This window comes from Pseudomonas sp. AGC41, assembly GCF_057334555.1.
In genome coordinates this window covers 1,209-23,897 of sequence record NZ_JBHFJB010000001.1, presented here as the reverse complement: position 1 = coordinate 23,897, position 22,689 = coordinate 1,209, and the positions used below count along the sequence as shown (strand labels likewise).

The 22,689-nt window shown below is 59.6% G+C and carries 22 protein-coding genes; 12 read left to right on the top strand and 10 right to left on the bottom strand.

From position 1 onward, the window contains the following. Positions 1-22: 22 nt before the first annotated feature. Together ctaD and coxB are read right to left on the bottom strand one after the other, a co-directional pair. On the bottom strand, positions 23-1,615 hold the full coding sequence (gene ctaD, locus ACE04F_RS00115; RefSeq protein WP_305497829.1) for a cytochrome c oxidase subunit I: 1,593 nt from the start codon (positions 1,613-1,615) through the stop codon (positions 23-25). Positions 1,616-1,697: 82 nt separating this feature from the next. Further along, positions 1,698-2,825 (bottom strand): cytochrome c oxidase subunit II, encoded by a 1,128-nt coding sequence (gene coxB, locus ACE04F_RS00110; protein ID WP_486103900.1) that lies wholly within the window; start codon positions 2,823-2,825, stop codon positions 1,698-1,700. Positions 2,826-3,199: 374 nt separating this feature from the next. On the opposite strand from coxB, the gene ACE04F_RS00105 reads away from it, so the two are divergent. After that, entirely contained in the window at positions 3,200-3,850 is a 651-nt protein-coding gene (locus tag ACE04F_RS00105; protein ID WP_486103898.1) for a hypothetical protein, read from the top strand. A 157-nt stretch (positions 3,851-4,007) separates the two neighbouring features. Here ACE04F_RS00105 and ACE04F_RS00100 read toward each other — a convergent pair whose 3' ends face one another. From ACE04F_RS00100 to ACE04F_RS00090, 3 genes are all read right to left on the bottom strand, one after another. Continuing rightward, a complete protein-coding gene (locus ACE04F_RS00100) occupies positions 4,008-5,537 on the bottom strand; it encodes a SulP family inorganic anion transporter (protein ID WP_434570827.1) in 1,530 nt (509 codons plus the stop codon). A gap of 90 nt (positions 5,538-5,627) precedes the next feature. Then, complete coding sequence (locus ACE04F_RS00095) at positions 5,628-6,359, bottom strand: carbonic anhydrase (RefSeq protein ID WP_434570828.1); 732 nt, start codon at positions 6,357-6,359, stop codon at positions 5,628-5,630. Positions 6,360-6,556: 197 nt separating this feature from the next. Continuing rightward, on the bottom strand, positions 6,557-7,615 hold the full coding sequence (locus ACE04F_RS00090; protein ID WP_486103896.1) for a PA0069 family radical SAM protein: 1,059 nt from the start codon (positions 7,613-7,615) through the stop codon (positions 6,557-6,559). 185 nt (positions 7,616-7,800) lie between these two features. Between ACE04F_RS00090 and ACE04F_RS00085 the strand changes: the two genes are divergently transcribed. Next, entirely contained in the window at positions 7,801-8,481 is a 681-nt protein-coding gene (locus ACE04F_RS00085; RefSeq protein ID WP_486103894.1) for a phosphatase domain-containing protein, read from the top strand. Here ACE04F_RS00085 and ACE04F_RS00080 read toward each other — a convergent pair. The 3 genes from ACE04F_RS00080 to prlC form a co-directional block, all read right to left on the bottom strand. Next, the gene (locus ACE04F_RS00080) at positions 8,454-10,469 is read right to left on the bottom strand and encodes a M3 family metallopeptidase (RefSeq protein WP_486103892.1); all 2,016 of its coding nucleotides are present in this window, start codon (positions 10,467-10,469) and stop codon (positions 8,454-8,456) included. The genes ACE04F_RS00085 and ACE04F_RS00080 overlap by 28 nt on opposite strands. A 118-nt stretch (positions 10,470-10,587) precedes the next feature. Then, entirely contained in the window at positions 10,588-10,866 is a 279-nt protein-coding gene (locus ACE04F_RS00075) for a YheV family putative zinc ribbon protein (protein ID WP_343468665.1), read from the bottom strand. Continuing rightward, the gene (gene prlC, locus ACE04F_RS00070) at positions 10,863-12,941 is read right to left on the bottom strand and encodes an oligopeptidase A (protein ID WP_486103890.1); all 2,079 of its coding nucleotides are present in this window, start codon (positions 12,939-12,941) and stop codon (positions 10,863-10,865) included. Before prlC ends, ACE04F_RS00075 begins: the two co-directional genes overlap by 4 nt. Positions 12,942-13,013: 72 nt before the next feature. Here prlC and ACE04F_RS00065 point away from each other — a divergent pair, with 72 nt between their 5' ends. The 4 genes from ACE04F_RS00065 (at position 13,014) to ACE04F_RS00050 (ending at position 15,684) form a co-directional block, all read left to right on the top strand. Beyond that, positions 13,014-13,559, top strand: coding sequence for a gamma carbonic anhydrase family protein (locus ACE04F_RS00065; protein WP_486103888.1), 546 nt, complete (start codon positions 13,014-13,016; stop codon positions 13,557-13,559). A gap of 87 nt (positions 13,560-13,646) precedes the next feature. Further along, the gene (locus ACE04F_RS00060; RefSeq protein WP_486103886.1) at positions 13,647-14,297 is read left to right on the top strand and encodes an HAD family hydrolase; all 651 of its coding nucleotides are present in this window, start codon (positions 13,647-13,649) and stop codon (positions 14,295-14,297) included. Positions 14,298-14,713: 416 nt separating this feature from the next. Then, complete coding sequence (locus ACE04F_RS00055) at positions 14,714-15,181, top strand: Panacea domain-containing protein (RefSeq protein WP_486103884.1); 468 nt, start codon at positions 14,714-14,716, stop codon at positions 15,179-15,181. Continuing rightward, complete coding sequence (locus tag ACE04F_RS00050) at positions 15,181-15,684, top strand: hypothetical protein (RefSeq protein WP_486103882.1); 504 nt, start codon at positions 15,181-15,183, stop codon at positions 15,682-15,684. The genes ACE04F_RS00055 and ACE04F_RS00050 overlap by 1 nt, the downstream gene beginning before the upstream one ends. A 175-nt stretch (positions 15,685-15,859) precedes the next feature. On the opposite strand, the gene ACE04F_RS00045 is transcribed toward ACE04F_RS00050, so the two are convergent. Further along, entirely contained in the window at positions 15,860-16,294 is a 435-nt protein-coding gene (locus tag ACE04F_RS00045; RefSeq protein ID WP_486103880.1) for a DcrB-related protein, read from the bottom strand. A gap of 31 nt (positions 16,295-16,325) precedes the next feature. Beyond that, on the bottom strand, positions 16,326-18,257 hold the full coding sequence (locus ACE04F_RS00040) for a type VI secretion system Vgr family protein (RefSeq protein WP_486103878.1): 1,932 nt from the start codon (positions 18,255-18,257) through the stop codon (positions 16,326-16,328). Positions 18,258-18,504: 247 nt separating this feature from the next. On the opposite strand from ACE04F_RS00040, the gene ACE04F_RS00035 reads away from it, so the two are divergent. The 6 genes from ACE04F_RS00035 (at position 18,505) to ACE04F_RS00010 (ending at position 22,642) form a co-directional block, all read left to right on the top strand. Continuing rightward, the gene (locus tag ACE04F_RS00035; RefSeq protein ID WP_486103877.1) at positions 18,505-18,939 is read left to right on the top strand and encodes a DUF1795 domain-containing protein; all 435 of its coding nucleotides are present in this window, start codon (positions 18,505-18,507) and stop codon (positions 18,937-18,939) included. Positions 18,940-18,993: 54 nt separating this feature from the next. Next, complete coding sequence (locus ACE04F_RS00030) at positions 18,994-20,367, top strand: PAAR domain-containing protein (protein ID WP_486103875.1); 1,374 nt, start codon at positions 18,994-18,996, stop codon at positions 20,365-20,367. Next, positions 20,354-20,584, top strand: a complete 231-nt coding sequence (locus ACE04F_RS00025; protein WP_486103873.1) for a hypothetical protein — start codon at positions 20,354-20,356, stop codon at positions 20,582-20,584. The genes ACE04F_RS00030 and ACE04F_RS00025 overlap by 14 nt, the downstream gene beginning before the upstream one ends. Next, the gene (locus tag ACE04F_RS00020; RefSeq protein ID WP_486103872.1) at positions 20,581-21,003 is read left to right on the top strand and encodes a GTP pyrophosphokinase; all 423 of its coding nucleotides are present in this window, start codon (positions 20,581-20,583) and stop codon (positions 21,001-21,003) included. Before ACE04F_RS00025 ends, ACE04F_RS00020 begins: the two co-directional genes overlap by 4 nt. A gap of 102 nt (positions 21,004-21,105) precedes the next feature. Beyond that, positions 21,106-22,317: a PAAR domain-containing protein gene (locus tag ACE04F_RS00015; protein ID WP_486103870.1), complete on the top strand. Its 1,212-nt coding sequence runs from the start codon at positions 21,106-21,108 to the stop codon at positions 22,315-22,317. After that, positions 22,310-22,642: a hypothetical protein gene (locus ACE04F_RS00010; RefSeq protein ID WP_486103868.1), complete on the top strand. Its 333-nt coding sequence runs from the start codon at positions 22,310-22,312 to the stop codon at positions 22,640-22,642. Before ACE04F_RS00015 ends, ACE04F_RS00010 begins: the two co-directional genes overlap by 8 nt. Positions 22,643-22,689: the final 47 nt, after the last annotated feature.

Here is a 22,689-nt window from a genome sequence, read left to right as displayed (position 1 = left end):
CCTCCCACAGAAGCTGGCGTGTTCATTTCACTTCCGGCGGCGTGGTGAAGGTGTGATACGGCGCCGGTGACGGCACGCTCCATTCCAGCCCTTCGGCACCATCCCATGGTTTGGCCGGTGCCGGCTCACCGCCACGGATGGTCTTGATCACGATGAACAGGAAGAAGATCTGTGTGGTGCCGAACATGAACGCGCCGATGGACGAGACCATGTTGAAATCGGCGAACTGCAGGTTGTAGTCGGGAATCCGCCGAGGCATGCCCGCCAGGCCGACGAAGTGCATCGGGAAGAACGCCATGTTCATGCCGATGAACGAGAGCCAGAAATGCAGCTTGCCGAGGGTTTCGTCGTACATGTGGCCGGTCCATTTCGGCAGCCAGTAGTAGGCCGAGGCGAAAATCCCGAAGATCGCACCCGGCACCAGCACGTAGTGGAAATGGGCGACCACGAAGTAGGTGTCCTGGTACTGGAAGTCCGCCGGCGCGATGGCCAGCATCAGCCCGGAGAAACCACCGATGGAAAACAGGATCACGAACGCCACGGCAAACAGCATCGGTGTCTCGAAGGTCAGTGAGCCTTGCCACATGGTGCTCGCCCAGTTGAACACCTTCACCCCGGTGGGCACGGCGATCAGCAGGGTGGCGTACATGAAGAACAGCTCGCCTACCAGCGGAATGCCGACCACGAACATGTGGTGCGCCCAGACGATGAACGAGAGGAAGGCAATCGCCGCCGTGGCGTAGACCATGGAGGTGTAGCCGAACAGCGGCTTGCGCGAGAACGCCGGGATGATCGAGCTGACGGCACCGAAGGCCGGCAGGATCATGATGTACACCTCGGGGTGGCCGAAGAACCAGAACACATGCTGGAACAGCACCGGGTCACCGCCACCGGCGGCGTTGAAGAAGCTGGTGCCGAAGTGGATGTCCATCAGCATCATCGTCACGCAGCCGGCCAGCACCGGCATTACCGCGATCAGCAGGAAGGCGGTGATCAGCCAGGTCCAGACGAACAGCGGCATCTTCATCAGTGTCATGCCGGGGGCGCGCAGGTTGAGGATGGTGGCGACCACGTTGATCGCGCCCATGATCGAGCTGATGCCCATCAGGTGGATGGCAAAGATGAAGAACGTCACGCTTTCCGGCGCATAGGTGGTGGACAGCGGCGCGTAGAAGGTCCAGCCGAAGTTAGGCCCGCCGCCCGGTGTGAACAGGGTGGAAACCAGCATCAGGAACGCCGCCGGCAGCAGCCAGAAACTGAAGTTGTTCATCCGCGGCAGGGCCATGTCCGGCGCGCCGATCATCAGCGGGACCATCCAGTTGGCGAGGCCGACGAAGGCCGGCATTACCGCGCCAAAAACCATCACCAGGCCATGCATGGTGGTCATCTGGTTGAAGAATTCCGGCTGGACGATCTGCAGGCCGGGCTGGAACAGCTCGGCGCGGATCACCATGGCGAACGAGCCGCCCAGCAGGAACATGGAGAACGCGAACCACAGGTACAGCGTGCCGATGTCCTTGTGGTTGGTGGTCAGTACCCAGCGCATCAGGCCCTTGGCGGGGCCGTGGGCGTGGTCGGCGCCGGCATGACCGTGGTCATCGATCACAGCACTCATGTCCTGTCTCCTTCGAACGAATGGGCTGGTCGGCGCGGGGCAACGAGCCCCGACCGGTTGCGGGAACAGACGTCAGGGCGGCTCATTGGCTTTCCGCCTGTTTGAGTTCCAGCACTTCTTTAGGCGTAACCATGTCGCCCTTGTTGTTGCCCCAGGCGTTACGCTCATAGGTCACGACCGCGGCAATATCGACTTCCGACAACTGTTTGCCGAACGCGGCCATGGAGGTGCCGGGCTTGCCGTGGAAGACGATGTTCAAGTGATCCTTGATCGGCCCCGTGGCGATTTTCGAGCCCTTGAGCGCTGGGAACATCGGCGGCAAGCCCTGGCCTTCGGCCTGGTGACAGGCCACGCAAGTGGTGTGGTAGACCTTGTCGCCACGCTCCTTGAGTTCTTCCAGGGTCCATTCCTTGCTGGTCAGCTCTTTGAGCTGCGCGGCTTCGGCCTTGCGTTCGCCCAGCCATTTTTCGTAGTCGGGCTTGCTCTTGACCTCCACCACGATCGGCATGAAACCATGGTCCTTGCCGCACAGCTCGGCGCACTGGCCGCGATAAATGCCGGGCTTGTCGACGCGGGTCCAGGCTTCGTTGACGAACCCCGGAATGGCGTCGCGCTTGACGGCGAAGGCCGGCACCCACCACGAGTGGATCACGTCGGCGGAGGTCACCAGGAAGCGCACCTTGGCATCGACCGGCAGCACCAGCGGCTTGTCGACTTCCAGCAGGTAGTGCTCGCCCTTGGCGCTCTGGTTATGGATCTGTTCGGCAGGCGTGGCCAGGTTGCTGAAGAACTCGACGTCCTGGCCCAGGTATTTGTAGTGCCACTTCCATTGGTAGCCGGTGACCTGGATGTCGATTTCCGACTCGCTGGAGTCGTACATCTTGATCAGGGTGGCGGTGGCGGGAACCGCCATGGCCACCAGGATCAGCAAGGGCACGATGGTCCAGAGGATTTCCACGCGAGTGTTTTCGTGGAAGTGGGCGGCGTTCTGGCCGGTCGAGCGGCGGTGCATCATCATCGACCAGAACATGGCGCCGAAGACGATGATGCCGATGACCACACAGATCCAGAAGATGGTCATGTGCAGGTCGAACACTGCGTTGCTGATCTGTGTCGCTCCAGGCGCCATATTCACAGTCCAGGCCGCTTGCGCCTGGCTGAAAATCGACCACAACAGGAGGCCCATCCATACGTGTGGATGTCGCGTCATTGCGGGTTCCCCTTATCGTTCTTGTTATCCCGTAGGCGTAACGCCTGCGGCAAGGGATCGGCATTCCAGACTGCTTACTTGACTCGCCGCGCCTTGCTGCACATGCAATCGGGTGTCATCGGCTAACTCCATTCCAAACCGAGTATAGACAGCACCCGCAACCTCGCAACGCGACGGCGTAAATCGTTTGAAACAGCTGGGACTTGCGCCAGAGCCCACGAATGGAGAAGGATGCGCAGCAGAGTGATGGCAAACCGATATAACGGCGACGTATCAAGGATGAAAAACTTATGCAAAATAGGTCTTAGGAGTTTTTATGCGCCAGCTAAGTTATGTCATTCCTATTTCATTGCCTGTTGTTTCCTGGAGTTGTCATGAACACCGCCGCATTGCGCGAGCAGATCCAAAAAGCCCAACGACACGAGGCCGAGACCGGCCTGTTGAGTCGTCAGTTGACGTCCCAGTTACCGACGCTGCACCCCGCCATTCAGCTCCCGGACGCGAACGCCAACGACGTTCTAGCGCGGTTTGTCGCGGCCTATATCAACGAAGTGCCTGACCTGCTGGATGCCGCCAATGACGTCGCCAGGGAGGCGGGTATCGAGTCGCAGATCAAGCCCGTACTGAAAATTGCCGAGCAGTATTTTCTCCAGCCGCCGACGATCATGGCCGGGCATGTCGGGCTCAATAGCCTGCTCGACGAAGCCTACCTGGCGCACCGCTTTGTCGAGGAGGTCAACGACTTGTATATCAAGCATTTCGGCCAGCCGCTGATCCCCCTGGACATGACGGTTGCCAATCTGATTGCCCATCAGCTGATCGGTGAGGAATTTGCCAACCAGCTCGATGAAGTGGTGCATCACACGTTCGATGAGATGCTCAACGATGAGACGTTTGCACTGGAGTCGGTGGAGACCTACCGCGAGAAACTCAGCAGCCCGGAAACCGGCGCGGCCTGGAAGCGCTGGCCCTGCATGTCCCGCCGCCTGGGTGTCGGGCTGGAGCTGGATCAGCCAGCTGCTTGATCCTTCAGGAAAAAACCCAAAACCCTTGTGGGAGCGAGCCCGCTCGCGAAGCGCTTGATCATTCAACATTTATGTCGACTGAAACACCGCTTTCGCGAGCAGGCTCGCTCCCACATGGGCCTGTGTATTGCTCATCAAGAGCCCTGCCGAAACACGGTCAGCCGGCAGTTGCGCCAACCCCCACGGTCGTCCGCAACCGCCCTTCCAGCCGGCGCTTGAGCCCGCGCGATTCGATCAACAACTTCGAACCCTTGCTGGCATTCGCCCGGCTCCATTCTTCGAGCAGTTCCAGGCAGGAATGGTCGATGTAGCTCAGGTTGTTGAGCGGTACATGCACCGTCGCGCCTTCGGGAATGGTGTTCAGCACCTGGGTCAGGGCTGGAACCTTGAGGAAGGTCGCCGCACCCACCAACCGCAGTTCCATCTCCCCGTCCTGGGGCAGGTCGATCAGGCTGATCTTCAGGCGCGAGGCTTTCCACGCCAGCTTCACCAGGGTCAGGCCGAAACCGATCAGCACGCCGGTCAGCAGGTCGGTGAAGATGATCGCCAGCGCCGTCGCGGCGTAGGTGAACATCGGCATCCGGCCATAACGGCCCAGGCCACGGAAGGCCTTGATATCCACCAGTTTGAAACCGGTGTAGACCAGCACACCCGCCAGGCTCGCTACCGGGATGCTTTGCAGCACGCTGGACAGCAGCAGCACGAAGAGCAGCAACCACAAACCGTGGAAGATCGTCGACATCCGTGTGGTCGCCCCGGCCTGAACGTTCGCCGAACTGCGCACGATCACGCCGGTCATCGGCAAGGCGCCGAGTAGGCCACAGAGCATGTTGCCGATACCTTGGGCGGACAGTTCACGATCGAAATCCGCCCGCTCGCCGCTGTGCATGCGGTCGACGGCAGCCGCCGAGAGCAAGGTCTCCGCACTGGCGATGAACGCGACCGCGAACGCAGCGATCAGCACGGAGGGGTCGGCCAGGTTCAGCAAGTCCGCCGGGCGCAGCCAGTCGATAGCTTCGGCCATGTTTTCCGGGACCTCCACGCGCTTGACCTGCAACGCCAGCAGCAGGCTGGCAACCGTTGCCAGGCCCACGCCGAGCAGGGCGCCAGGAACGAAGCGCAGGCTATGGGGGCGAAACTTTTCCCACAGCCACATCACCGCGATCGTCGACAGGCCGAGCAAGCCGGCCTGCCAGCCAAACGAGGGTAAAGCCTGGGCCACTGCTGCCGGGAACGCTGCCAGGTTATCCAGCCCCGAAGGCTTGGGCGCCGCGTCGAGCATCACATGGACCTGGGACAAGATGATCAGCACGCCAATACCGGCCAGCATGCCGTACACCACCGCGGGCGCGGTGACCCGGAACCAGCAACCGAGGCGAAAACGCCCGGCTAACAACTGCAGGAGACCTGCCAGCAAAAGGATCGGCCCGAGCATTGCTACGCCATGCTGGCGCACCAGTTCGAAGACCAGCACCGCCAACCCGGCCGCCGGGCCGCTGACTTGCAGCTTGGAGCCGGCCAGGAAACCCACGATCAAACCGCCGACGATACCGGTGATCAGCCCCTTCGCTGGTGGCAGGCCCGAGGCAATGGCAATGCCCATGCACAAGGGCAGCGCCACCAGAAACACAACCACCGAAGCCAGGAGCTCCCGTGGCAGAACAGCTTTTAATTGAGCAGCGCGCATGGCGACTCTCCCGAAATTTTCTTCAGGCATGGCGAGGCCCGCCCGCGCGAATGGCGGGAGGCTCGACCACACAAGGATGTTTAGGAGCGGTTAGAAGCGCGCTTTGGGCGTCGCCACCGGTATCGGATGGCTGCCGTCGAGCGGCAGGAAACAGCCCCGGTCCGCATCAAAGGCTTTGATCTCGCTGGTCTCGATGTTGTACACCCAGCCATGGATGAACAACTGGCCGCTGGCCATGCGAGAGGCCACCGAAGGGTGCGTTCGCAAATGCTGCAACTGGGCGATCACGTTCTCTTCGGTGAGGACGGGCATCGTCTGCTTTTCGTCACCGCACGGGCAGTTGTCGTGGACCATGGTCTTGGCGACTTCGGCGTGGCGCAGCCAGGCCTTGACCGTCGGCATTTTTTCCAGGGTGTCGGGGTTGAGCACCGCGCGCATGGCGCCGCAATCGGAATGGCCGCACACGATAATGTGTTGCACACCCAGGGCCAGCACGGCGTATTCAATGGCGGTGGAAACGCCGCCGTTCATTTGTCCGTACGGTGGAACGACGTTGCCGACGTTACGGGTCACGAACAAGTCGCCTGGGGAGCTATGGGTGATCAGCTCGGGCACGATGCGCGAATCGGCGCAGGTGATGAACATCGCCCGGGGTTTCTGGGCGGTGGCGAGTTTCTTGAAGAGTTCTTCCTGCTGGGGAAAGATCTCGTGATGGAAATGCAAAAAGCCGTCAACAATGTGCTGCAGCGCTGCATCGGCGGTTTCCGCCTCGGGTTGGGCTGAAGCCGACGCAGCCAACGGCTGTTTGTCCTTGTCACTCATGATTCATCCTCTTTAAGACGCCAGTGGCTGGTTAAAAAACATCCAGGTCGACGTGTTCGACCCATCAGTCACTCGATGAACAAGGTAGCGGCCGAAACTTAACTCAAACTGAATCGAAGGCTCTAGGACAACGATTCCAGCGGTGGCGAAACACTGGCGCTGTTCATGTCCAGTGCCCGCTACCAAGCCAACTTTAATCAAATCAACGACATCTGTCGGCCCGGCGGACAGAAGGCATCGCAGTCAAGATTGTAACCATCGCGTCGGTTCAGGCCCAAACGTTTGAGGGTCTTGGCGAAGCGCTGGGCCAGCAGGTCGGCGAACGGGCCTTCGCCGCGCATCCGCACGCCAAACCGGCTGTCGTAAAGTTCGCCGCCACGGCTCTGGCGCACCAGGCTCAGCACATGGGCGGCGCGCTGCGGATAGTGCGCCTGCAACCACTCCTCGAACAGCGGCGCCACTTCCAGCGGTAGGCGCAACATGACGTAGGCGGCATTCTGCGCACCGGCAGCGTGGGCTTCGGCCAGCAGGCTTTCAATCTCGCTGTCGTTGATCATCGGGATCATTGGCGCGCACAGCACGCCAACGTTGATGCCCGCTTCGCGCATGACCTTTATCGCCCGCAATCGGGCCTTCGGCGCCGCCGCGCGGGGTTCGAGGATGCGCTTGAGTTCGTCGTCCAGCGTGGTGAGGCTGATCATCACATGTACCAGGCGTTGCTCCGCCAGTTCGGTCAGCAGATCGAGGTCGCGGAGGATCAATGAACCCTTGGTGACGATTGTCACCGGGTGCCGATAGCGCAGCAGCACTTCGAGAATCCGCCGGGTGATGCGCTGCTCGCGTTCGATCGGCTGGTAGGGATCGGTATTGGAACCCAGGGCAATCGGCGCGCATTGATAGCCACGCCTCGACAGCTGCTCCTCCAGCACATCGGCGGCGTTGGTCTTGGCGATCAGCTTGGTTTCGAAATCCAGCCCTGGCGACATGTCCCAGTAGGCATGGCTGGGCCGCGCATAGCAGTAAATGCAGCCGTGTTCGCAGCCGCGGTAGGGATTGATCGAGCGATCGAAAGGGATATCCGTGGAAGTGTTGCGAGTGATGATGGTCTTGGCCGTTTCGATGCGCACCTCGGTGCCTTGGGTCGGCGGCACTTCCTGGTACCAGCCATCGTCCTCGGCCACCGAACGGCTCGGTGCGAAGCGGTTGTGCGGGTTGGTGGCGGTGCTGCGGCCACGGGGCGGAAGTGAGACGGACATGGCGATACTCCGGAAGCTGTATGTGCATACAGTATTCGCTGTCGTCAGTTGAGACCAGTGCCGTTGGGCAGCTGAAGAAAAAACCAGGGCATGGTTCACGGCGCTTTGACGTCCTGCTCACAGGCTTTTAACCGAGGCCAACCGAAACTGCTGTCCTTCAAGTCCTCGCCCGGCGGTTGCTCCTCATGCTCAAGCTCTGTTTGCGTTCCCTGCTCTGCCTGGTCTTGCTCGCCGCGCTGGTCGACTCCGCCGCCCAGGCCGCCACTGGCGCCGAGGTCAGGCCCGCAGAATGGGCGCAGCCGGTGGAAAAGCGCTACAACCTCTACCAGATGTCGCCAACGCTTTATCGCAGTTCCTTGCCGGACGGCGGCGCCTTGCCCCTGCTGGCGAAACTCGATATCGGCACGGTCATCACCTTTCTGCCTGTCTCGGACGCGAACTGGTTGGCCGCGCCTGACATCAAGCAGGTGCAGTTGCCCTATCGCACCAATCACGTCGACGACAGTGATGTTCTCAAGGGCCTGCGCGCCATCCAGGACGGTCAGGCCAAGGGCCCGGTGCTCATGCATTGCAAACACGGCTCGGACCGCACCGGTTTGATGGCCGCCATGTACCGGGTAGTCGTGCAGGGCTGGAGCAAGGAAGACGCCCTGGAGGAGATGACCGAAGGTGGTTTCGGCGACAGCCACCACTTCAAGGACGGGGTTCGCTACATGATGCAGACCGATGTCGAGAAGCTCCGTGTTGCCTTGAGAGACGGCGATTGCAGCACCAGCGTGTTTGCGCTGTGCTCGTTGAAAGGCTGGGTCAACTCAACGACCACGGCGCGTCATCTCGATCATCTGACGTCGATGCCCTCTCGATGATCGGTAGCGCTGAGGAAAGCGGCTATGGATTCGGACAGAGGCCGGGAATCGACCGGGCCGAGTATGTTTTCGCGAAGCGCCCGCCCCGTTGTCGTGTTGAACAATCCGTCGCGTTTGAACCTTTCGAACACGGTTTGCGCCAGGGCCTTGGACCATGGATAGGCATACATCCTCGCGCCGTAGCCGGTCACCATATAATCCAACCCGTTGGCCAGGCGGGCATTGGCGGTTGCTGGCAAATGGCTGAACAGATGACTGACCTGCTGGGATACCTGCTCGATGGTGCGTCCGTCAGCGTGGGTACGGTGCAGCTCGAAGTCCAAAAATGCGTTGCGCAACAGGAGGGCAGGTTCCCAACTGGTCTGGGTCGTGACGAGCGTTATCAACTGGTCGGCCATTGCGTCAGGCAATGTCGCCCCGGTTTGATAATGGGCCGATATACGCAGCAGAGATTCCTTCGAAAAGCACCATTGCTCGAACAGACATCCAGCGAATTCGACCGTATCGCGGGATACGGTCATGATGCCCGAGATGTCGCGATAGGCTGCCTGACTCAAGACATGTTGCAAGCAATGGCCGAACTCATGGAACAGGATGCGCAGGTGCTGGTGGTCAAGCAGCGACTGGGCTGCTTCTGTCCCTCGTGGCAGCCAGCCATGCAGGACGGCGATCGGGCGCCTCAGCTGACCTTGCGCGGTGATCTGGCGGTTGCGAATGGTGGTGGTATAAGGGAAACCCGCCCGATTCTCGACCTCGAACGGATCGAAGTAGATATATCCAATGCTCGCATTGCCCTCAATGACTTCATAAAGACGTACGTCGGGATCCCAGGTACTGACATCCTGGCGTTCGACGAAATCCACGGCGAACAGATTCGTCGCGATGGTCAACAGGCGGGCAAAGACCTGATCCAATGGAAACCACGCACTGAGTGCCTGCTGCGAGATGCCTGCCGCCTGCTGACTGAGCTTTTGCGCGAGGTACGGGTAATCCCAAGGTTCGGGCGGGCTGATACTTTGCTCCGTGGCGAAAGCCTTGAGCTGTTCGGCATCTCGGACAAGACTGCTCTGCTGTGACTGGAGTTGGTTGTGCAGGAATGCAAGGACCTGTTCGGTGGACTCGGCCTGCTCCGACGCGATCGCCCATTGAGCGAAATCGGTATAGCCCAACAAATTGGCATACGCGTGCCGGTCGTCCAGCAGCTGCTTGAGGACATTGCCATTATCGAATTGACCGGCGTGCGGTCCTTGATCGGAAGCACGCGTGCTGTAGGCCTCGTGAATCCGCTGGCGTAACGAGCGATTGTCGGCATAGCGGGTGACGATGCGATGCGACTCTTCATTGAGGGTCAGCAGCCATCCCGTGCGCCCGGTGTTGCGGGCCAGGTGAGCCATGTGCTGTTTGAATGCCACCGGCAAGCCGCTGAGCTGGGCCTCATCGTCAATGAGGATGTCCCAGGCGTTATTGGCCTTCCCCAGCTGGTCCAGAAACAGATTTTCGGCGTTTTGAATACGAACCTGCAGCAGGCTCAGTTCGCCCTCTGCGTTGACCGGCGCGTTTTCACGAAACTGCCGCAGGGCTTTTTCCAGGACTCTTTTGCGTGCCGGTTCGAAACCCCTGGCCATCTCGCTGTCCGCCAGGCGCGCATAGAGCTGAAACAGCTCGGTGTTTTGGTGCAGCCCGACCTGAAAGTCACGCAGCCGCGCATCGCAGTCGAGCGAGGCCTGCTTCCAGCCTTCGCCTGTCCGGGTCGAGGTCAGGCGATCTAGCAGGTAGCCGAAACCCTCCAGCCGAGTGTGAATTTCATCCATCGCCAGGACCAGGTCGTCCCATGTCGGGAAGGTTGTCTGGCTGATGATGATTTCGGCGACCTTGGCGCGGCTTTCGGCGATTATCTGGTCGAGGGCAGGGGAAAAGTGTTCGGCCTGGACGCACGCGAAGGGCGGCAGATCGTACGCTTGCAACAGTGGGTTGTGCGCATTGGGCATTGGGACGCGTCCTTTCAGTCTGGGTGTGTCGGACCAGTCTGAAGAGGAAGGCAGGGTGCCCTGCGGTATATATGTATCGCTTCCGAGCCGGGCGGCCCGGAAGGTAATGCCAAAGATTTCAGTCGGGTTTTTTCTTCAACTTGGGGTTGGGAAAGAACTGCACCGCCTGGACCTTGGCGTCCGGCGCTTTCAGAGCGGACGTATTGACCCGGGTGCCCAATTCCTTGGGCACCGACAGACCTTGTTCGTTGAGCGTGTCGGAATAACCACAGGCCACGCATTCGCGATGGGGCACGCCGTCCTCATTCCACATCATCAACTTGTCCGGCTCGCTGCACGCCGGGCAGACTGCCCCGGCGATGAAGCGTCGTTTGGTAATCACAGGCCCCTCACTCATGCTGCCGCGTCCTCACTCAGGCCGCTATGGCGCAAGAGTGCGTCAATCGAAGGCTCACGGCCACGGAAGTCGACGAACAGCACCATCGGTTCCTGAGAGCCGCCACGGGCCAGGATCGCCTCGCGGAAGGCGCGACCGGTGTCGGCGTTGAGCACGCCGTCCTCTTCGAACTTGGAGAACGCATCGGCCGACAGCACTTCCGCCCATTTGTAGCTGTAGTAACCCGCCGCGTAGCCGCCGGCAAAGATGTGCGCAAAGCTGTTAGGAAAACGGTTGTAGGCCGGCGGACGCATCACCGACACCTCGTTGCGTATGCCTTCGAGCACTTGCAGTACGCTGCGGCCATCGCCGTGGGTGGCGTGCAGTTCGAAGTCGAACAGCGAGAATTCCAACTGGCGGACCATCATCAGGCCGGACTGGAAGTTCTTCGCCGCGAGCATTTTTTCCAGCAGGTCCTGGGGCAATGGCTCACCGGTTTCGTAGTGGCCGGAAATCAGCGCCAGGCCTTCAGGCTCCCAGCACCAGTTCTCCATGAACTGACTCGGCAGCTCCACGGCGTCCCAAGCCACGCCATTGATGCCCGACACGCCAGCGTGTTCGACGCGGGTCAGCAGGTGGTGCAGGCCATGGCCGAACTCGTGGAACAGCGTGGTGACTTCATCGTGAGTCAGCAGCGCCGGCTTGCCGCTGTCGGCCGGGGTGAAGTTGCACACCAGATTGGCGACCGGGCTTTGCAGTACACCGTCAAGGGTACGGCGGCGATCGCGGGCACCATCCATCCAGGCGCCGCCACGCTTGTTGGGGCGGGCATACAGATCGAAGAAGAAGCGGCCGACATGTTGGCCATTCTCCTTGATCTCGAACAGGCGCACGTCCGGATGCCAGGCATCGAAACCCTTCAGTTCAGCGATCTCGATGCCATAGAGGCGTTGCACGATGGCGAACAGTCCGCTCAATACTTTGTCGATCGGGAAGTAGGCCCGCAGGGCTTCCTGAGCGACGCTGTAACGTTGCTGGCGAAGTTTTTCGCCATAAAAGCCGCTGTCCCAGCTTTGCAGGTCGGGGCAGCCCTGTTCGGCGGCGAAGGCTTTCAACTGCTCCAGATCCTGGGCGGCGAACGGTTTGCTGCGCTTGGCCAGGTCGCGCAGGAAGCTGAGCACCTGGTCACTGGATTCGGCCATCTTGGTTGCCAGGCTCAATTCGGCGAAGTTGGCGAAGCCCAGCAGCTGAGCCAGTTCCTGGCGCAGGTCGAGGATCTGCTCCATCACCGGGCCGTTATCGTTCTGACCGGCGTTCGGCCCCTGGTCCGAGGCGCGGGTGCAGTAGGCGGCGTAGACTTCCTCGCGCAGGGCGCGGTCTTCGGCGTAGGTCATTACCGCGTAATAGCTGGGAAATTCCAGGTTGATCAGCCAACCGTCGAGGCCTTTGGCCTGGGCCGCGGCGGCCATTTGCGCCTTGGCCGAGTCGGTCAGGCCGGCGAGGGCGGCTTCCTCGGTGACATGCTTGGTCCAGGCCTGGGTAGCGTCGAGCAACTGGTTGGAAAAGCGGCTGCCCAGTTCGGACAGCTTGCTTTGCACTTCGGCGTAGCGCTTCTGCTGCTCGGGCGGCAGATCGATGCCCGACAGGCGGAAATCGCGCAGGGAATGTTCCAGGATGGTTTTTTGCGCCACGTCGAAACCGGCGGCTTCGGGGCTGTTCGCCAGGGCTTCGAAGGCCTGGAACAGTTCGCGGTTCTGGCCCAGCTCGGTGGAGTAGGCACTCAGCGCCGGCAGGCAAGCCTCGTAGGCTTCGCGCAGTTCCGGGCTGTTGCGCACGGCGTTCAAATGGCTCACCGGGCTCCAGGCCGCACCCAGCCGATCGTTGAGCTCGTCCATCGCCAATACCAGGCCAGCCCAGGTGGGCTGTTCGACTTGTGTCTTGAGGATCTCGGCGATGGCGGCACGGTTGTCAGCCAGGATCTGCTCGATGGCCGGTTGCACGTGCTCGGCACGGATCGCCGAGAATGGCGGCAGGTCGTAGGGCTGCAAAAGAGGGTTGTTCACGCTCACGGTTGGCACCTTGGCTGGAAGAAACATGGGCCCATCTTAATTACAATCGACGCTCACCGCAGCTAGCAGCGCCTATCATCGGACAAGAGAGAGCCTATCGTGACCCTTCGAACGTACCAGAACCACAGCCCGCGGCTTGCCCCGGGCGCTTTTGTCGACAGCACCGCAGTGGTGATCGGCGACGTCGAAATCGGCGCGGACAGCTCGGTCTGGCCGCTGACCGTCATTCGTGGCGACATGCACCGCATCCGCATCGGTGCCCGCACCAGTGTCCAGGATGGCTGTGTGCTGCACATCACCCATGCCGGGCCGTTCAACCCCGACGGTTTCCCGTTGCTGATCGGCGACGACGTGACCATTGCCCACAAAGTCATGCTCCATGGTTGCTCGGTGGGCAGTCGGATCCTGATCGGCATGGGCAGCATCGTCATGGATGGCGCGGTGGTCGAAGACGACGTGATCATCGGTGCCGGCAGCCTCGTACCGCCGGGCAAGCGCCTGGCGAGCGGCTTCCTGTATGTGGGCAGTCCGGTAAAGCAGGTCCGACCGCTGACTGACAAGGAACGGGCGTTCTTTAGCTACAGCGCGGCGAACTATGTGAAGCTCAAGGACCTGCATCTGGCGGAGGGCTACGACCAGCCCTGATTTAACAGCCCCCAGCTTTCATCGTGGCGAGGGAGCTTGCTCCCGCTGGGCTGCGTAGCAGCCCCACTTACTTCCTCAGGACCAGCCATGCACTACCAGACCATACTTTTCGACCTCGACGGCACGCTTACCGACCCGCGCGAGGGCATCACCCGTTCGATCCAGTTCGCCCTGGGCAAACTGGGCATCAACGAACCCGACCTGACCCGTCTCGAACACTTCATTGGCCCGCCGCTGTTGCAGGCCTTCATGCAGTTCTATGCCTTCGACGAAGCGAAAGCCTGGGACGCGGTGAATTTCTATCGCGAGCGCTTCAAGGTCACCGGTCTCTACGAAAACCGTGTCTTCGACGGTGTCGTGCCGCTGCTGGAAACGCTCGGCGGCCAGGGTCGACAGCTTTACATCGCCACGTCCAAGCCCTGGGTTTTCGCCCGGGAAATCGCCCGTCATTTCGATTTCGCCCGGCACTTCAAAGTGATCTACGGCAGCGAACTGGACGGAACCCGCACCAACAAGGTCGAGCTCATCGCCCACCTGATGGCCGAAGAGAGCCTCGACCCGGCCAGCACCCTGATGATCGGCGACCGCAAACACGACTTGATCGGCGCGCGCAGCAATGGCCTGGACGCGGCGGCGGTGGGGTATGGGTTCGGCAGTTTCGAGGAGCTGAACGCAGAAAACCCGGTGCACCACTTCCAGACACTGGATGAGATGCACCGGGCATTCCTGCGAACCTGAAAAACTAAAGCCAAACGAAAGACCTGTGGCGAGGGTGACGACCACACCGAACGACCTTGTGTTTCGTGAGCCGGCCTGGAAAGCTGTTATGCGTTCCTTCAGGGTTTTGCTGACGGCCGCCCGATCACTCCAGAAAGAGGACCAAAAGGTCTGTTTGCAACCGGCGCACTGTCTGAAATTAAAAAGTGTAGGCGTAAAGAAAATGTTTTGTAGGAAATCTCGTTTTCACGATAAACAAGCAAACCCAGATGAATCACCTCGGTGCCTAATTAGTTTAAATGGAAAAGTCTTTCAATAATTTTTTAGCCAGTATTTAAATGTCGGCGTCTACGGAGTGCGGCACCGCGCGGCGGTTGTGAGTTGACCGGCTGTGGGAAAGGTGAGAGCATCCGCGAGATAAGGATGGAGGAATTGTTATGGCGATGCATAGGGCTATAGAAGTTGCAAATTGGTTCGTGGCAAAATTTGCAGAATCGGGTGACCTCGTCACCCATCTGAAAGTTCAAAAATTACTATATTACGCAGAGGCTTGGACTCAGACTCTTATCGGCAAGGAGCTTTTTCCGGAGCAAATTCAGGCTTGGGCTCATGGGCCGGTGGTTCCTGAAGTATTTCATGCATTTAAGCAGTATGGGTGGAAGCCACTCCCAGTTCCAGAAGATGAAAAAGTTCCGGTTCTATCCGCCGAAGCTGAGGAAGTGCTTGTTCAAGTTTTTGACACCTACGCCGATCTGCCGGCCAAGACGCTTGAAGACATGACGCATAAAGATGCGCCTTGGATCAAGGCCAGAGGTGAGCTCAGCGCAGAAGAGCGTTGTGAAGTTGTTATGCCGAAATCTGAAATACTTTATTTTTTCAAGGCAAAGTATTCGGCTGAAATATAATGGCAAAACTTCCTAAAAGCAAAGTGAATGAGGAAGCTAAGGCCGTTGAAAAAGAAGGTGCGGCTACCACGGCTTTAGAGAAGAAGATATTTGATCTTCCTTCGTTTAAGAAAGATGGCGCGCGCGATGGGCCCCATAATAAAAACCCTTACGTGGTTCTGAAGTATTTTCAGAAAGATTGGGAGTGTTTTTCTGCGTGGACAAAAGAGGAGCTTGGTCAGTTTTCTAATTTCTTGACTACGCTCGGTAGCCACACTTGGGATAGTGTATATAAGAGCGGCGGGAAGGGAGAGAATAAAGCCGGCTTAGGTTACACCCCGTACAAGGTTGGCGAGATGAAAGCTGGCGGCACTCACGTTAAGAAGGTCTTAGCCAGTCTTTCTCCTGAGATTAGTTTGATTGAGTTACGAGTCAGTCAGAAAATGCGGGTCCATGGCTTTCAATCACAGTCGGCGTTCTTCATGATTTTATTGGACAGAGAGCATAAGGTTTTTCCTCAATAGCTCTGTTAGATAATGGGTTTGTTTGCGGTGAGCGCCAAGAATACGAACTGGAAAATACAAAGGGCATATCGATCGACTCGGCATGCCCTTTTATTTGGCTCTAAATATTTGGGTCCAGTCTGGCTTGCCAGCGAAAAGTTATAGAACCTATCCTCCGTCCGGCATTTAGACGCTGTCAAGCCGGACCGTCAAACACCAGCGCCCCCTTGATCGTCGCCCAATGCGCCGCCTCGGCATCGCCCAGCTTCTCGGCTTTCACATAACTCAAGGCAAGCATCTTGCGCGTGCCCGGCAATACCAGCGCCAATTGGTATTGGAAGACCTTTTCGTTGCCCTTGTTGAACTGGCTGCGCAACTCGATGGCTTCGACTTCCTGTCCAGCGCCCACGCGCAACGTGGCACCCGGTTGGCAGCGCAGGTCCTGGACCTGCTTTTCCAGGCGCTTGAGCTGGTCGTCGAGGTTGCTTTGCAGGGTTTCTCCTTCGGCGAGCAGGCTGCGGCTGACGATCAAAGACGTGCCCAGTTCGGGGAACTTGAGGATGTTGATCGAGGCGTCGAGCAACTCGCTGGGTGGCAGCTGCAGCTGAAATTCATTCAAACGGTAAGTCATGGCGCATCAGGTCTCGAAGTTAGCCTTTGGGTTAGCCTTTGGGAAAGGCGGCGGCGACGTTGGCATCAATGCTGGCCTTGACGCCCTGGCCGTCCGGCGTGGCACCGGGGCCGCCGCCGTTGTTCAGGTGCAGCACACCGCCGGTGTTGAACTCGGCATCGCCGCTGGCGTAGAAGCTGATCTGCACGCCGGTCAGGTTGATCTGGCCGCTGGCGTTGAGCTCCAGGATGCTCTCACCGCATACCAGGCGCAGGTTTTCGCCCACTTCAATGACGTAGCTCTGGCTGATGCTGTCGGTCTTGCGCTGGCCCACCGACAGGATGTCCTCCTGCTTGACGATGCGCAGGCGGTTGTTGCCGATGATCACCGTTTCGTCGTGGCCGATGCTCTTGGTGCGGTCGTGGCCGACCGAATGGCTCTCATCCACCTCGACCACGATGTCCTGGTTGCGCTCGGCATGGATGTAAAGCTGCTCGGCGCCTTTCTTGTCTTCCATGCGGATTTCGTTGAAATTCGCCGGCGTACCGCCCTTGCTCGAACGGCTTTTCATGCCGCTCTGGGTGGCATTCTCAGGCAGGTCGTAAGGCACGGTCTGCTCGGCGTTGTAGACACGGCCGGTGATGATCGGTCGATCCGGGTCGCCTTCGAGGAAGCTGACGATGACTTCCTGGCCGATACGCGGAATCTGCATCGAGCCCCAGTTTTTCCCGGCCCAGCTTTGCGACACACGAATCCAGCACGAACTGTTTTCATTGGACTGGTCGTGGCGATCCCAATAAAAATGCACCTTCACCCGGCCGAACTGATCGGTCCAGATTTCCTCGCCCTTGGGCCCGACCACCAGGGCGGTCTGCGGTCCCTTGACGATCGGGCGATGGGTGATCGCCATCGGGCGGAAACTTTGTTGGGCGTCGATGCAGGTCAGGCTGCTTTCGAACTGCGCCGAAGGCGCGCCGACGCCGCTCTCGCCGCTTTCCTGGGAGAGGTAATAACGCGCGCCGACGATCAGGTATTCGCGGTTCTGGTCCTGGCGGCTGAAGCCGGTCAGGCTGAACAGATGCCCCGAGCCCAGGCCTCGGGCATTGCCGGCCAGCTCGACCTGCTCGTGCAGGGTCTGCAAGGCTTCGATGCGGGTGCGGGCGTAGTGCTCGCCGTCTTCGCTCTGCACGTAGGTGCCGGGGTAGTCATACAGCGGATAGTCACCAGCTGTGTGTGGACGCGGCATGGCCGAGCGCACGTCGATGCGCGCGCTGGGGCGCTGGAAGTCGTAGTCGTTGAGCTCCAGCGAACCCGGCTGGACTTCCTGAGCCAGGTGCCAGTCGTGGATATGATCGCGCTCGCGCTGCTGCTCGTTCTTCGGGTAGTACGGCACCGAGCCATAGCCGGGCGCTTGGGTATGGGCGCCATAGGCGTCGGCCAGCACCAGCACATGGCGACCCTGTTCATGACGGAAGAAGTAATAGATACCTTCCTGTTCCATCAACCGGCTGACGAAATCGAAGCTGGTCTCGCGGTACTGGACGCAGTATTCCCACTCGCGATACGGCCGGCTGAGGGCGTCTTCGAAATCGGAGAAACCCAGGTCGCGGAATACCTGCTTGATGATCTGCGGAACCGTCAGGTTCTGGAAAATCCGGCAGTCGGATGTCCGGGTCAGCAGCCACAGCCAGGGCCGCAGCGTGGCCTGGTAGCTGGCGAACTGGCCCTGGTCGATGTTCTGGCTGAAGCGCGCGACGATGCCGTGGAAGTGCCGCTCGCCACCGCCATCCAGCTGAACGCTCACGCACAGAGGTTTGCCGAGCACCTGATTGAGGTCGATGGCGTTGTCCAGCGAGTGCAGTTGCAACTCATAGTTGAACAGCCGCCCAAGCTCTTCGCCGCCGCCCATGTCCTTGAGCAATAGCACCTCTGGCCCGAGAGGGCTGGTGATCTTTGCCAGGCGTGAGGCTTGGTTGAGTACCATCGGTTGTCCTTATCGCTGCCGCAGTCCTTTTGATGCCGGCGAAGACTGCAATCGTCTGATTCAAAAAATCAACAGAATATGCCCTTCGACGGCTTCTGCAGGGGCGCGGATCGCCAGAGTGGTGACGCTGATCGCATAATGTAGAGGGTTACTTGGAGGAGAGGAACCCGGTTCTTGATTGTTGCCAGGCATTACCCGAATATCTGCTCCTCCACGCGTCACCTCATGTCCATGGAAAGCGATTACTGTGACCTCATACCGCATTCAAGAAGCCGATCTCGAAATTCCCGATACCTGGCAGGACCAGAGCATCAACATTTTCAAGCTGCCGGCAGTGGGGCCCGCCAAAGAAGCCAGTTTCGTCATCAGCCGCGATGCCACCCAGGGTGATGCTCCCTTCGCCGACTATGTGGACCGCCAACTCAAAAGCGCGGAGCAGCAATTGCCGGGCTTCAAGCTGGTCCAGCGCTGGGACACGGTGCTGCATGGACACACCACCACCTTGCTGGATTACACCTGGCAACGCGAAGGACGCGACCTGATGCTGCGCCAGGTGTTCATCGAGCGTAAACCGTCCGTGCTGATCACCACCTTGACCACCACACCCAACGACTTCGCCTATCACGAGCCGGCCTGGAAGCTGGCGATGCATTCGCTCAAGCCACAGCCTCCGATTGCCTGAGCTTCGATACGTCCCACTGCGCAGTCAGACTAATCAGTGAGGTAGATTTTCGCGATGGATGCACAGGCGGCGGCACGTCTGGGTGACGAAATAGCCCACGGGTTCGGGGTGGCCGCAATGGTCGCCGGAGCCGTGGCCGGCGCCTTGATCGGTGCTGCAGTCGTTGCCGCAACAGTTGCCACGGGCGGCGTGGCGCTGGCGATCATGGCCGGCTCGATTGCCGCTGGCGGCTTGTCGATGTTCCAGATCGTCAAGGGCCTGTCCACCATCTTCAACTTGCCCGAGCCGACCACGGGAGTGTTGATACTGGGCAGCCTCAACGTCTATATCAACGACCGCAATGCCATGCGCGCGGGCGAAGACGTCGCGTCTTCCTGCACCGGACTGCCGATGAACCATCCGATCTGGCCTTTCCCGGTGCTGATCGCCGAAGGCAGCGCCACGGTGTTCATCAACGGCAAGCCGGCCGCGCGCCTGCACAGCAAGATGGTCTGCGGCGCTCATATCAAGAGCGGCAGTCCGAACACCTTCATCGGTGGGCCGACGGTGTCGGTGGCGTTTGTGCTGGACCTCGAAGGCTGGTTGCATACCGGCCTGGAAGCGCTGGGAATCGTGGCGGCGGGTGCTGCACTGGTATTGGCCGCGATGGCTGGCGCCGCGGCCCTTGCTGCAGCCGTCGCCATTGGCGGTGCCGCGATGGCAGGCATGGCCCTGCTGGGGGACTTGGGTGACCGCCTTGGTCCGGGTTACCGCGATCTATTGCAAGGCGTGGCGGGCATGGCCTTGCTGGGCATGGGGCCGAAGCTGGCGAAACTGGGCAAGCCAGCCAGCACCTCCAAGGCGCCCAAGACCTTCGAAGAGGTCTACGCAAAAGCCCCGGCCGCGAAAGCGGAAATCGATACCGTCGCCGATGAAATCGCCGCCCAGTATGGGGGCAAGGTCGCCAAGGCGCCGATCAAGTCCGAAGCGCGTGCCCGAGAGAAAATCGACAACGATTATGGTGGGGATGCGACCCGGATCAAGGACCTGGCCAGGAACACGATCATTGTCGAATCCGACCAGATCAGTTCCGTTGCGGCAGAGCTCGGCAAACGCGGCGCGAACGTGAAAGTGATTGATGGTGCCGCTAACGAAATGGGCTATAGCGGCGTCAATTCCACGATGCAGACCCGCGCTGGAATACCGGGAGAAATCCAGGTCAACTCACCGGAAATGATCTACGCCAAGGAACCGGAGCCGCTGGCTCGGGTGTTGCTGGGGGACGACACCTATAATGCCGTCGCCGCAAAAACCCAGGTTCCTGGCGGGCTGGGCCACAAGTATTACGAAGACTTCCGGGTCTTGGACAAGGCCAGTCCGCAGGCGCAAGCTATCGCAGACAAGAGCAAGGCCTATTACGACGCAGTCAGGGGGAATGGTGGGAATTGATTTGAGTGCCTTCGCCAGTCGGGATGTTTTCCTGGACTACGACTATGAAGAGGTCACCTTCCGTTGGGACCATCGCACCGGGACCGTATTCAGGAAGTTTTATGCCGCCGAAAGCGAACAACCGGTTCCTGCGGACAACCGGCTGTACAACGACGCCGTCTTGTATGGTCGCGAGATTTCCAAGGAACAATACGACAAGGGCTTTGATCGCCGATGAGCATTCTGGACGCTGCAATCGCCTTGGCTTCAAAGGTCCATGCGGGTCAGGTGGATAAGGCCGGCAAGCCTTACATCCTCCACCCGTTGCGCCTGATGATGAGATTCGACGGGCTTGAACAACAACTGGTCAGCCTGCTGCATGATGTAGTCGAAGACGGCGACGTCACCCTGGATGAGTTGCGCGAGCTTGGCATTCCCGAGGCTGCGGTAACGGCTATCGACTGCCTGACCAGGCGCGAGGGCGAATCCTATGAGCAATTCATCGCCCGGATTCGTCCCAATCCACTGGCTACCCAAGTGAAAATAGCGGACATCCACGACAATCTTGACCTCACCCGACTGCCCGTTGTGCGCGACAAGGATCTGCAGCGCGCCGCGAAATATCATCGGGCATTGCGTTATCTGCAAGAGCAATGAATCATCCGCCACCCTTTGATCGTTGAACGGTAACACCAGCGATCTCTGGCCATCGATAACTCCCCTGTGCAGTCATACACACCAGTAAGGTAGATTTTCGCAATGGATGCACAGGCAGCGGCCCGTCTGGGTGACGAAATAGCCCACGGGTTCGGATTGGCCGCAATGGTCGCCGGAGCCGTGGCCGGCGCCTTGATCGGTGCTGCGGTTGTCGCCGCAACGGTTGCCACGGGCGGCGTGGCGCTGGCGATCATGGCCGGCTCGATTGCCGCCGGCGGCTTGTCGATGTTCCAGATCGTCAAGGGCCTTTCCACCCTATTCAACCTGCCCGAACCCACCACGGGGGCGTTGATAATGGGCAGCTTCAACGTCTACATCAACGATCGAAATGCCATGCGGGCGGGCGAAGACATCGTCTCCTCCTGCACCGGGCTGCCGATGAACCATCCGATCTGGCCTTTCCCGGTGCTGATCGCCGAAGGCAGCGCCACGGTGTTCATCAACGGCAAACCAGCCGCGCGTTTGCACAGCAAAATGGTCTGCGGCGCTCACATCAAGAGCGGCAGCCCGAACACCTTCATCGGTGGGCCGACGGTGTCGGTGGCGTTTGTGCTCGACCTCGAAGGCTGGATGCATTCGGGGTTGGAAGTGTTGGGGTTGCTGGCTGCGGGCGGAGCCTTGTTGCTTGCGGCTGTTGCCGGAGCTGCTGCTTTTTTCGGCGCCTTGGCCATCGGTGGTGCGCTATATGCCGGCATGGAGCTGCTGGGTGATTTGGGTGATCGTCTCGGCCCCGGATATAGAGACCTGTTTCAAGGCGTGGCAGGAATGGCTCTGCTAGGTGCCGGGCCGAAGTTGGCACGTAAGCCCATGACTGCGGCCGAGCGGACGATCCTGGCGCGTCAGCGACAAGAACAGATGCTCAAGGACAATCGAGGGTTCAACATTAGCCCGACGGCGTGGGACGCCTATCCGACGATTGGCCGGGCCGGTACTTTTGTTTCTGATAAGAAAGGCATCACCGACGTTATCGGGAACATCTCGGGGCGTTCCAAGGTGACCATCAGTGGTAAAAAAGCTGCGGAGCTGGAGCGCGCCTTTGGTTTGGAAAAAGATGCGCTGAAAGGCGGATTCAAGATCAGGCAGGTCGAGGATGTCGCAGGGCGCATGCCCAGAAGTCCAATGGAGGGGAACCAGTATTTCCTGGGGCCAGGCAAACACTTGCCGGGTGGAGCTCCAGAAATGGTTGTCGAGTCGATTCCTACCAAGGATGCGGACGGTATTACCACTTTAACCGAGGTATTTGTCAGTGATTAATGATGGGCTGAAGGCGTACGTGGAAAAAGCGGACGGCGATGTGATTCGTGTCCAGGTGATGGATAACACGTTGGATTCGCCCCTGCGTGCTATCGGATTTTCAAACGCGGCAGAGAAAGATATCTACGTTTTGCACGTCGCGGACAACACGCAGAAGGCCAAGGTATTCGATGAACTCCGTTCGTTGGGGGTGGCCTTTTCGGCGGGCAAGGAATGGTGTCCCTCCGAAGTGTTCGAGTATCTTCGTGATGAGCAATTGCTGAGCGGCACGTACTTGCGAGTCGCATGGACGCAGCCCGGTCAATACCTACTCACTAGCGAGTGAAATTCAAGTTACCGACCAGGCGCAAACCCGTGGGGGGGGGGGGGGGG

Excerpts from the sequence above, each read along its gene's own strand:
- ctaD (WP_305497829.1), bottom strand. The coding sequence starts at position 1,615 with ATGAGTGCTGTGATCGATGACCACGGTCATGCCGGCGCCGACCACGCC.
- coxB (WP_486103900.1), bottom strand. The coding sequence starts at position 2,825 with ATGACGCGACATCCACACGTATGGATGGGCCTCCTGTTGTGGTCGATT.
- ACE04F_RS00105 (WP_486103898.1), top strand. The coding sequence starts at position 3,200 with ATGAACACCGCCGCATTGCGCGAGCAGATCCAAAAAGCCCAACGACAC.
- ACE04F_RS00100 (WP_434570827.1), bottom strand. The coding sequence starts at position 5,537 with ATGCGCGCTGCTCAATTAAAAGCTGTTCTGCCACGGGAGCTCCTGGCT.
- ACE04F_RS00095 (WP_434570828.1), bottom strand. The coding sequence starts at position 6,359 with ATGAGTGACAAGGACAAACAGCCGTTGGCTGCGTCGGCTTCAGCCCAA.
- ACE04F_RS00090 (WP_486103896.1), bottom strand. The coding sequence starts at position 7,615 with ATGTCCGTCTCACTTCCGCCCCGTGGCCGCAGCACCGCCACCAACCCG.
- ACE04F_RS00085 (WP_486103894.1), top strand. The coding sequence starts at position 7,801 with ATGCTCAAGCTCTGTTTGCGTTCCCTGCTCTGCCTGGTCTTGCTCGCC.
- ACE04F_RS00080 (WP_486103892.1), bottom strand. The coding sequence starts at position 10,469 with ATGCCCAATGCGCACAACCCACTGTTGCAAGCGTACGATCTGCCGCCC.
- ACE04F_RS00075 (WP_343468665.1), bottom strand. The coding sequence starts at position 10,866 with ATGAGTGAGGGGCCTGTGATTACCAAACGACGCTTCATCGCCGGGGCA.
- prlC (WP_486103890.1), bottom strand. The coding sequence starts at position 12,941 with ATGTTTCTTCCAGCCAAGGTGCCAACCGTGAGCGTGAACAACCCTCTT.
- ACE04F_RS00060 (WP_486103886.1), top strand. The coding sequence starts at position 13,647 with ATGCACTACCAGACCATACTTTTCGACCTCGACGGCACGCTTACCGAC.
- ACE04F_RS00055 (WP_486103884.1), top strand. The coding sequence starts at position 14,714 with ATGGCGATGCATAGGGCTATAGAAGTTGCAAATTGGTTCGTGGCAAAA.
- ACE04F_RS00050 (WP_486103882.1), top strand. The coding sequence starts at position 15,181 with ATGGCAAAACTTCCTAAAAGCAAAGTGAATGAGGAAGCTAAGGCCGTT.
- ACE04F_RS00045 (WP_486103880.1), bottom strand. The coding sequence starts at position 16,294 with ATGACTTACCGTTTGAATGAATTTCAGCTGCAGCTGCCACCCAGCGAG.
- ACE04F_RS00040 (WP_486103878.1), bottom strand. The coding sequence starts at position 18,257 with ATGGTACTCAACCAAGCCTCACGCCTGGCAAAGATCACCAGCCCTCTC.
- ACE04F_RS00030 (WP_486103875.1), top strand. The coding sequence starts at position 18,994 with ATGGATGCACAGGCGGCGGCACGTCTGGGTGACGAAATAGCCCACGGG.
- ACE04F_RS00025 (WP_486103873.1), top strand. The coding sequence starts at position 20,354 with ATGGTGGGAATTGATTTGAGTGCCTTCGCCAGTCGGGATGTTTTCCTG.
- ACE04F_RS00020 (WP_486103872.1), top strand. The coding sequence starts at position 20,581 with ATGAGCATTCTGGACGCTGCAATCGCCTTGGCTTCAAAGGTCCATGCG.
- ACE04F_RS00015 (WP_486103870.1), top strand. The coding sequence starts at position 21,106 with ATGGATGCACAGGCAGCGGCCCGTCTGGGTGACGAAATAGCCCACGGG.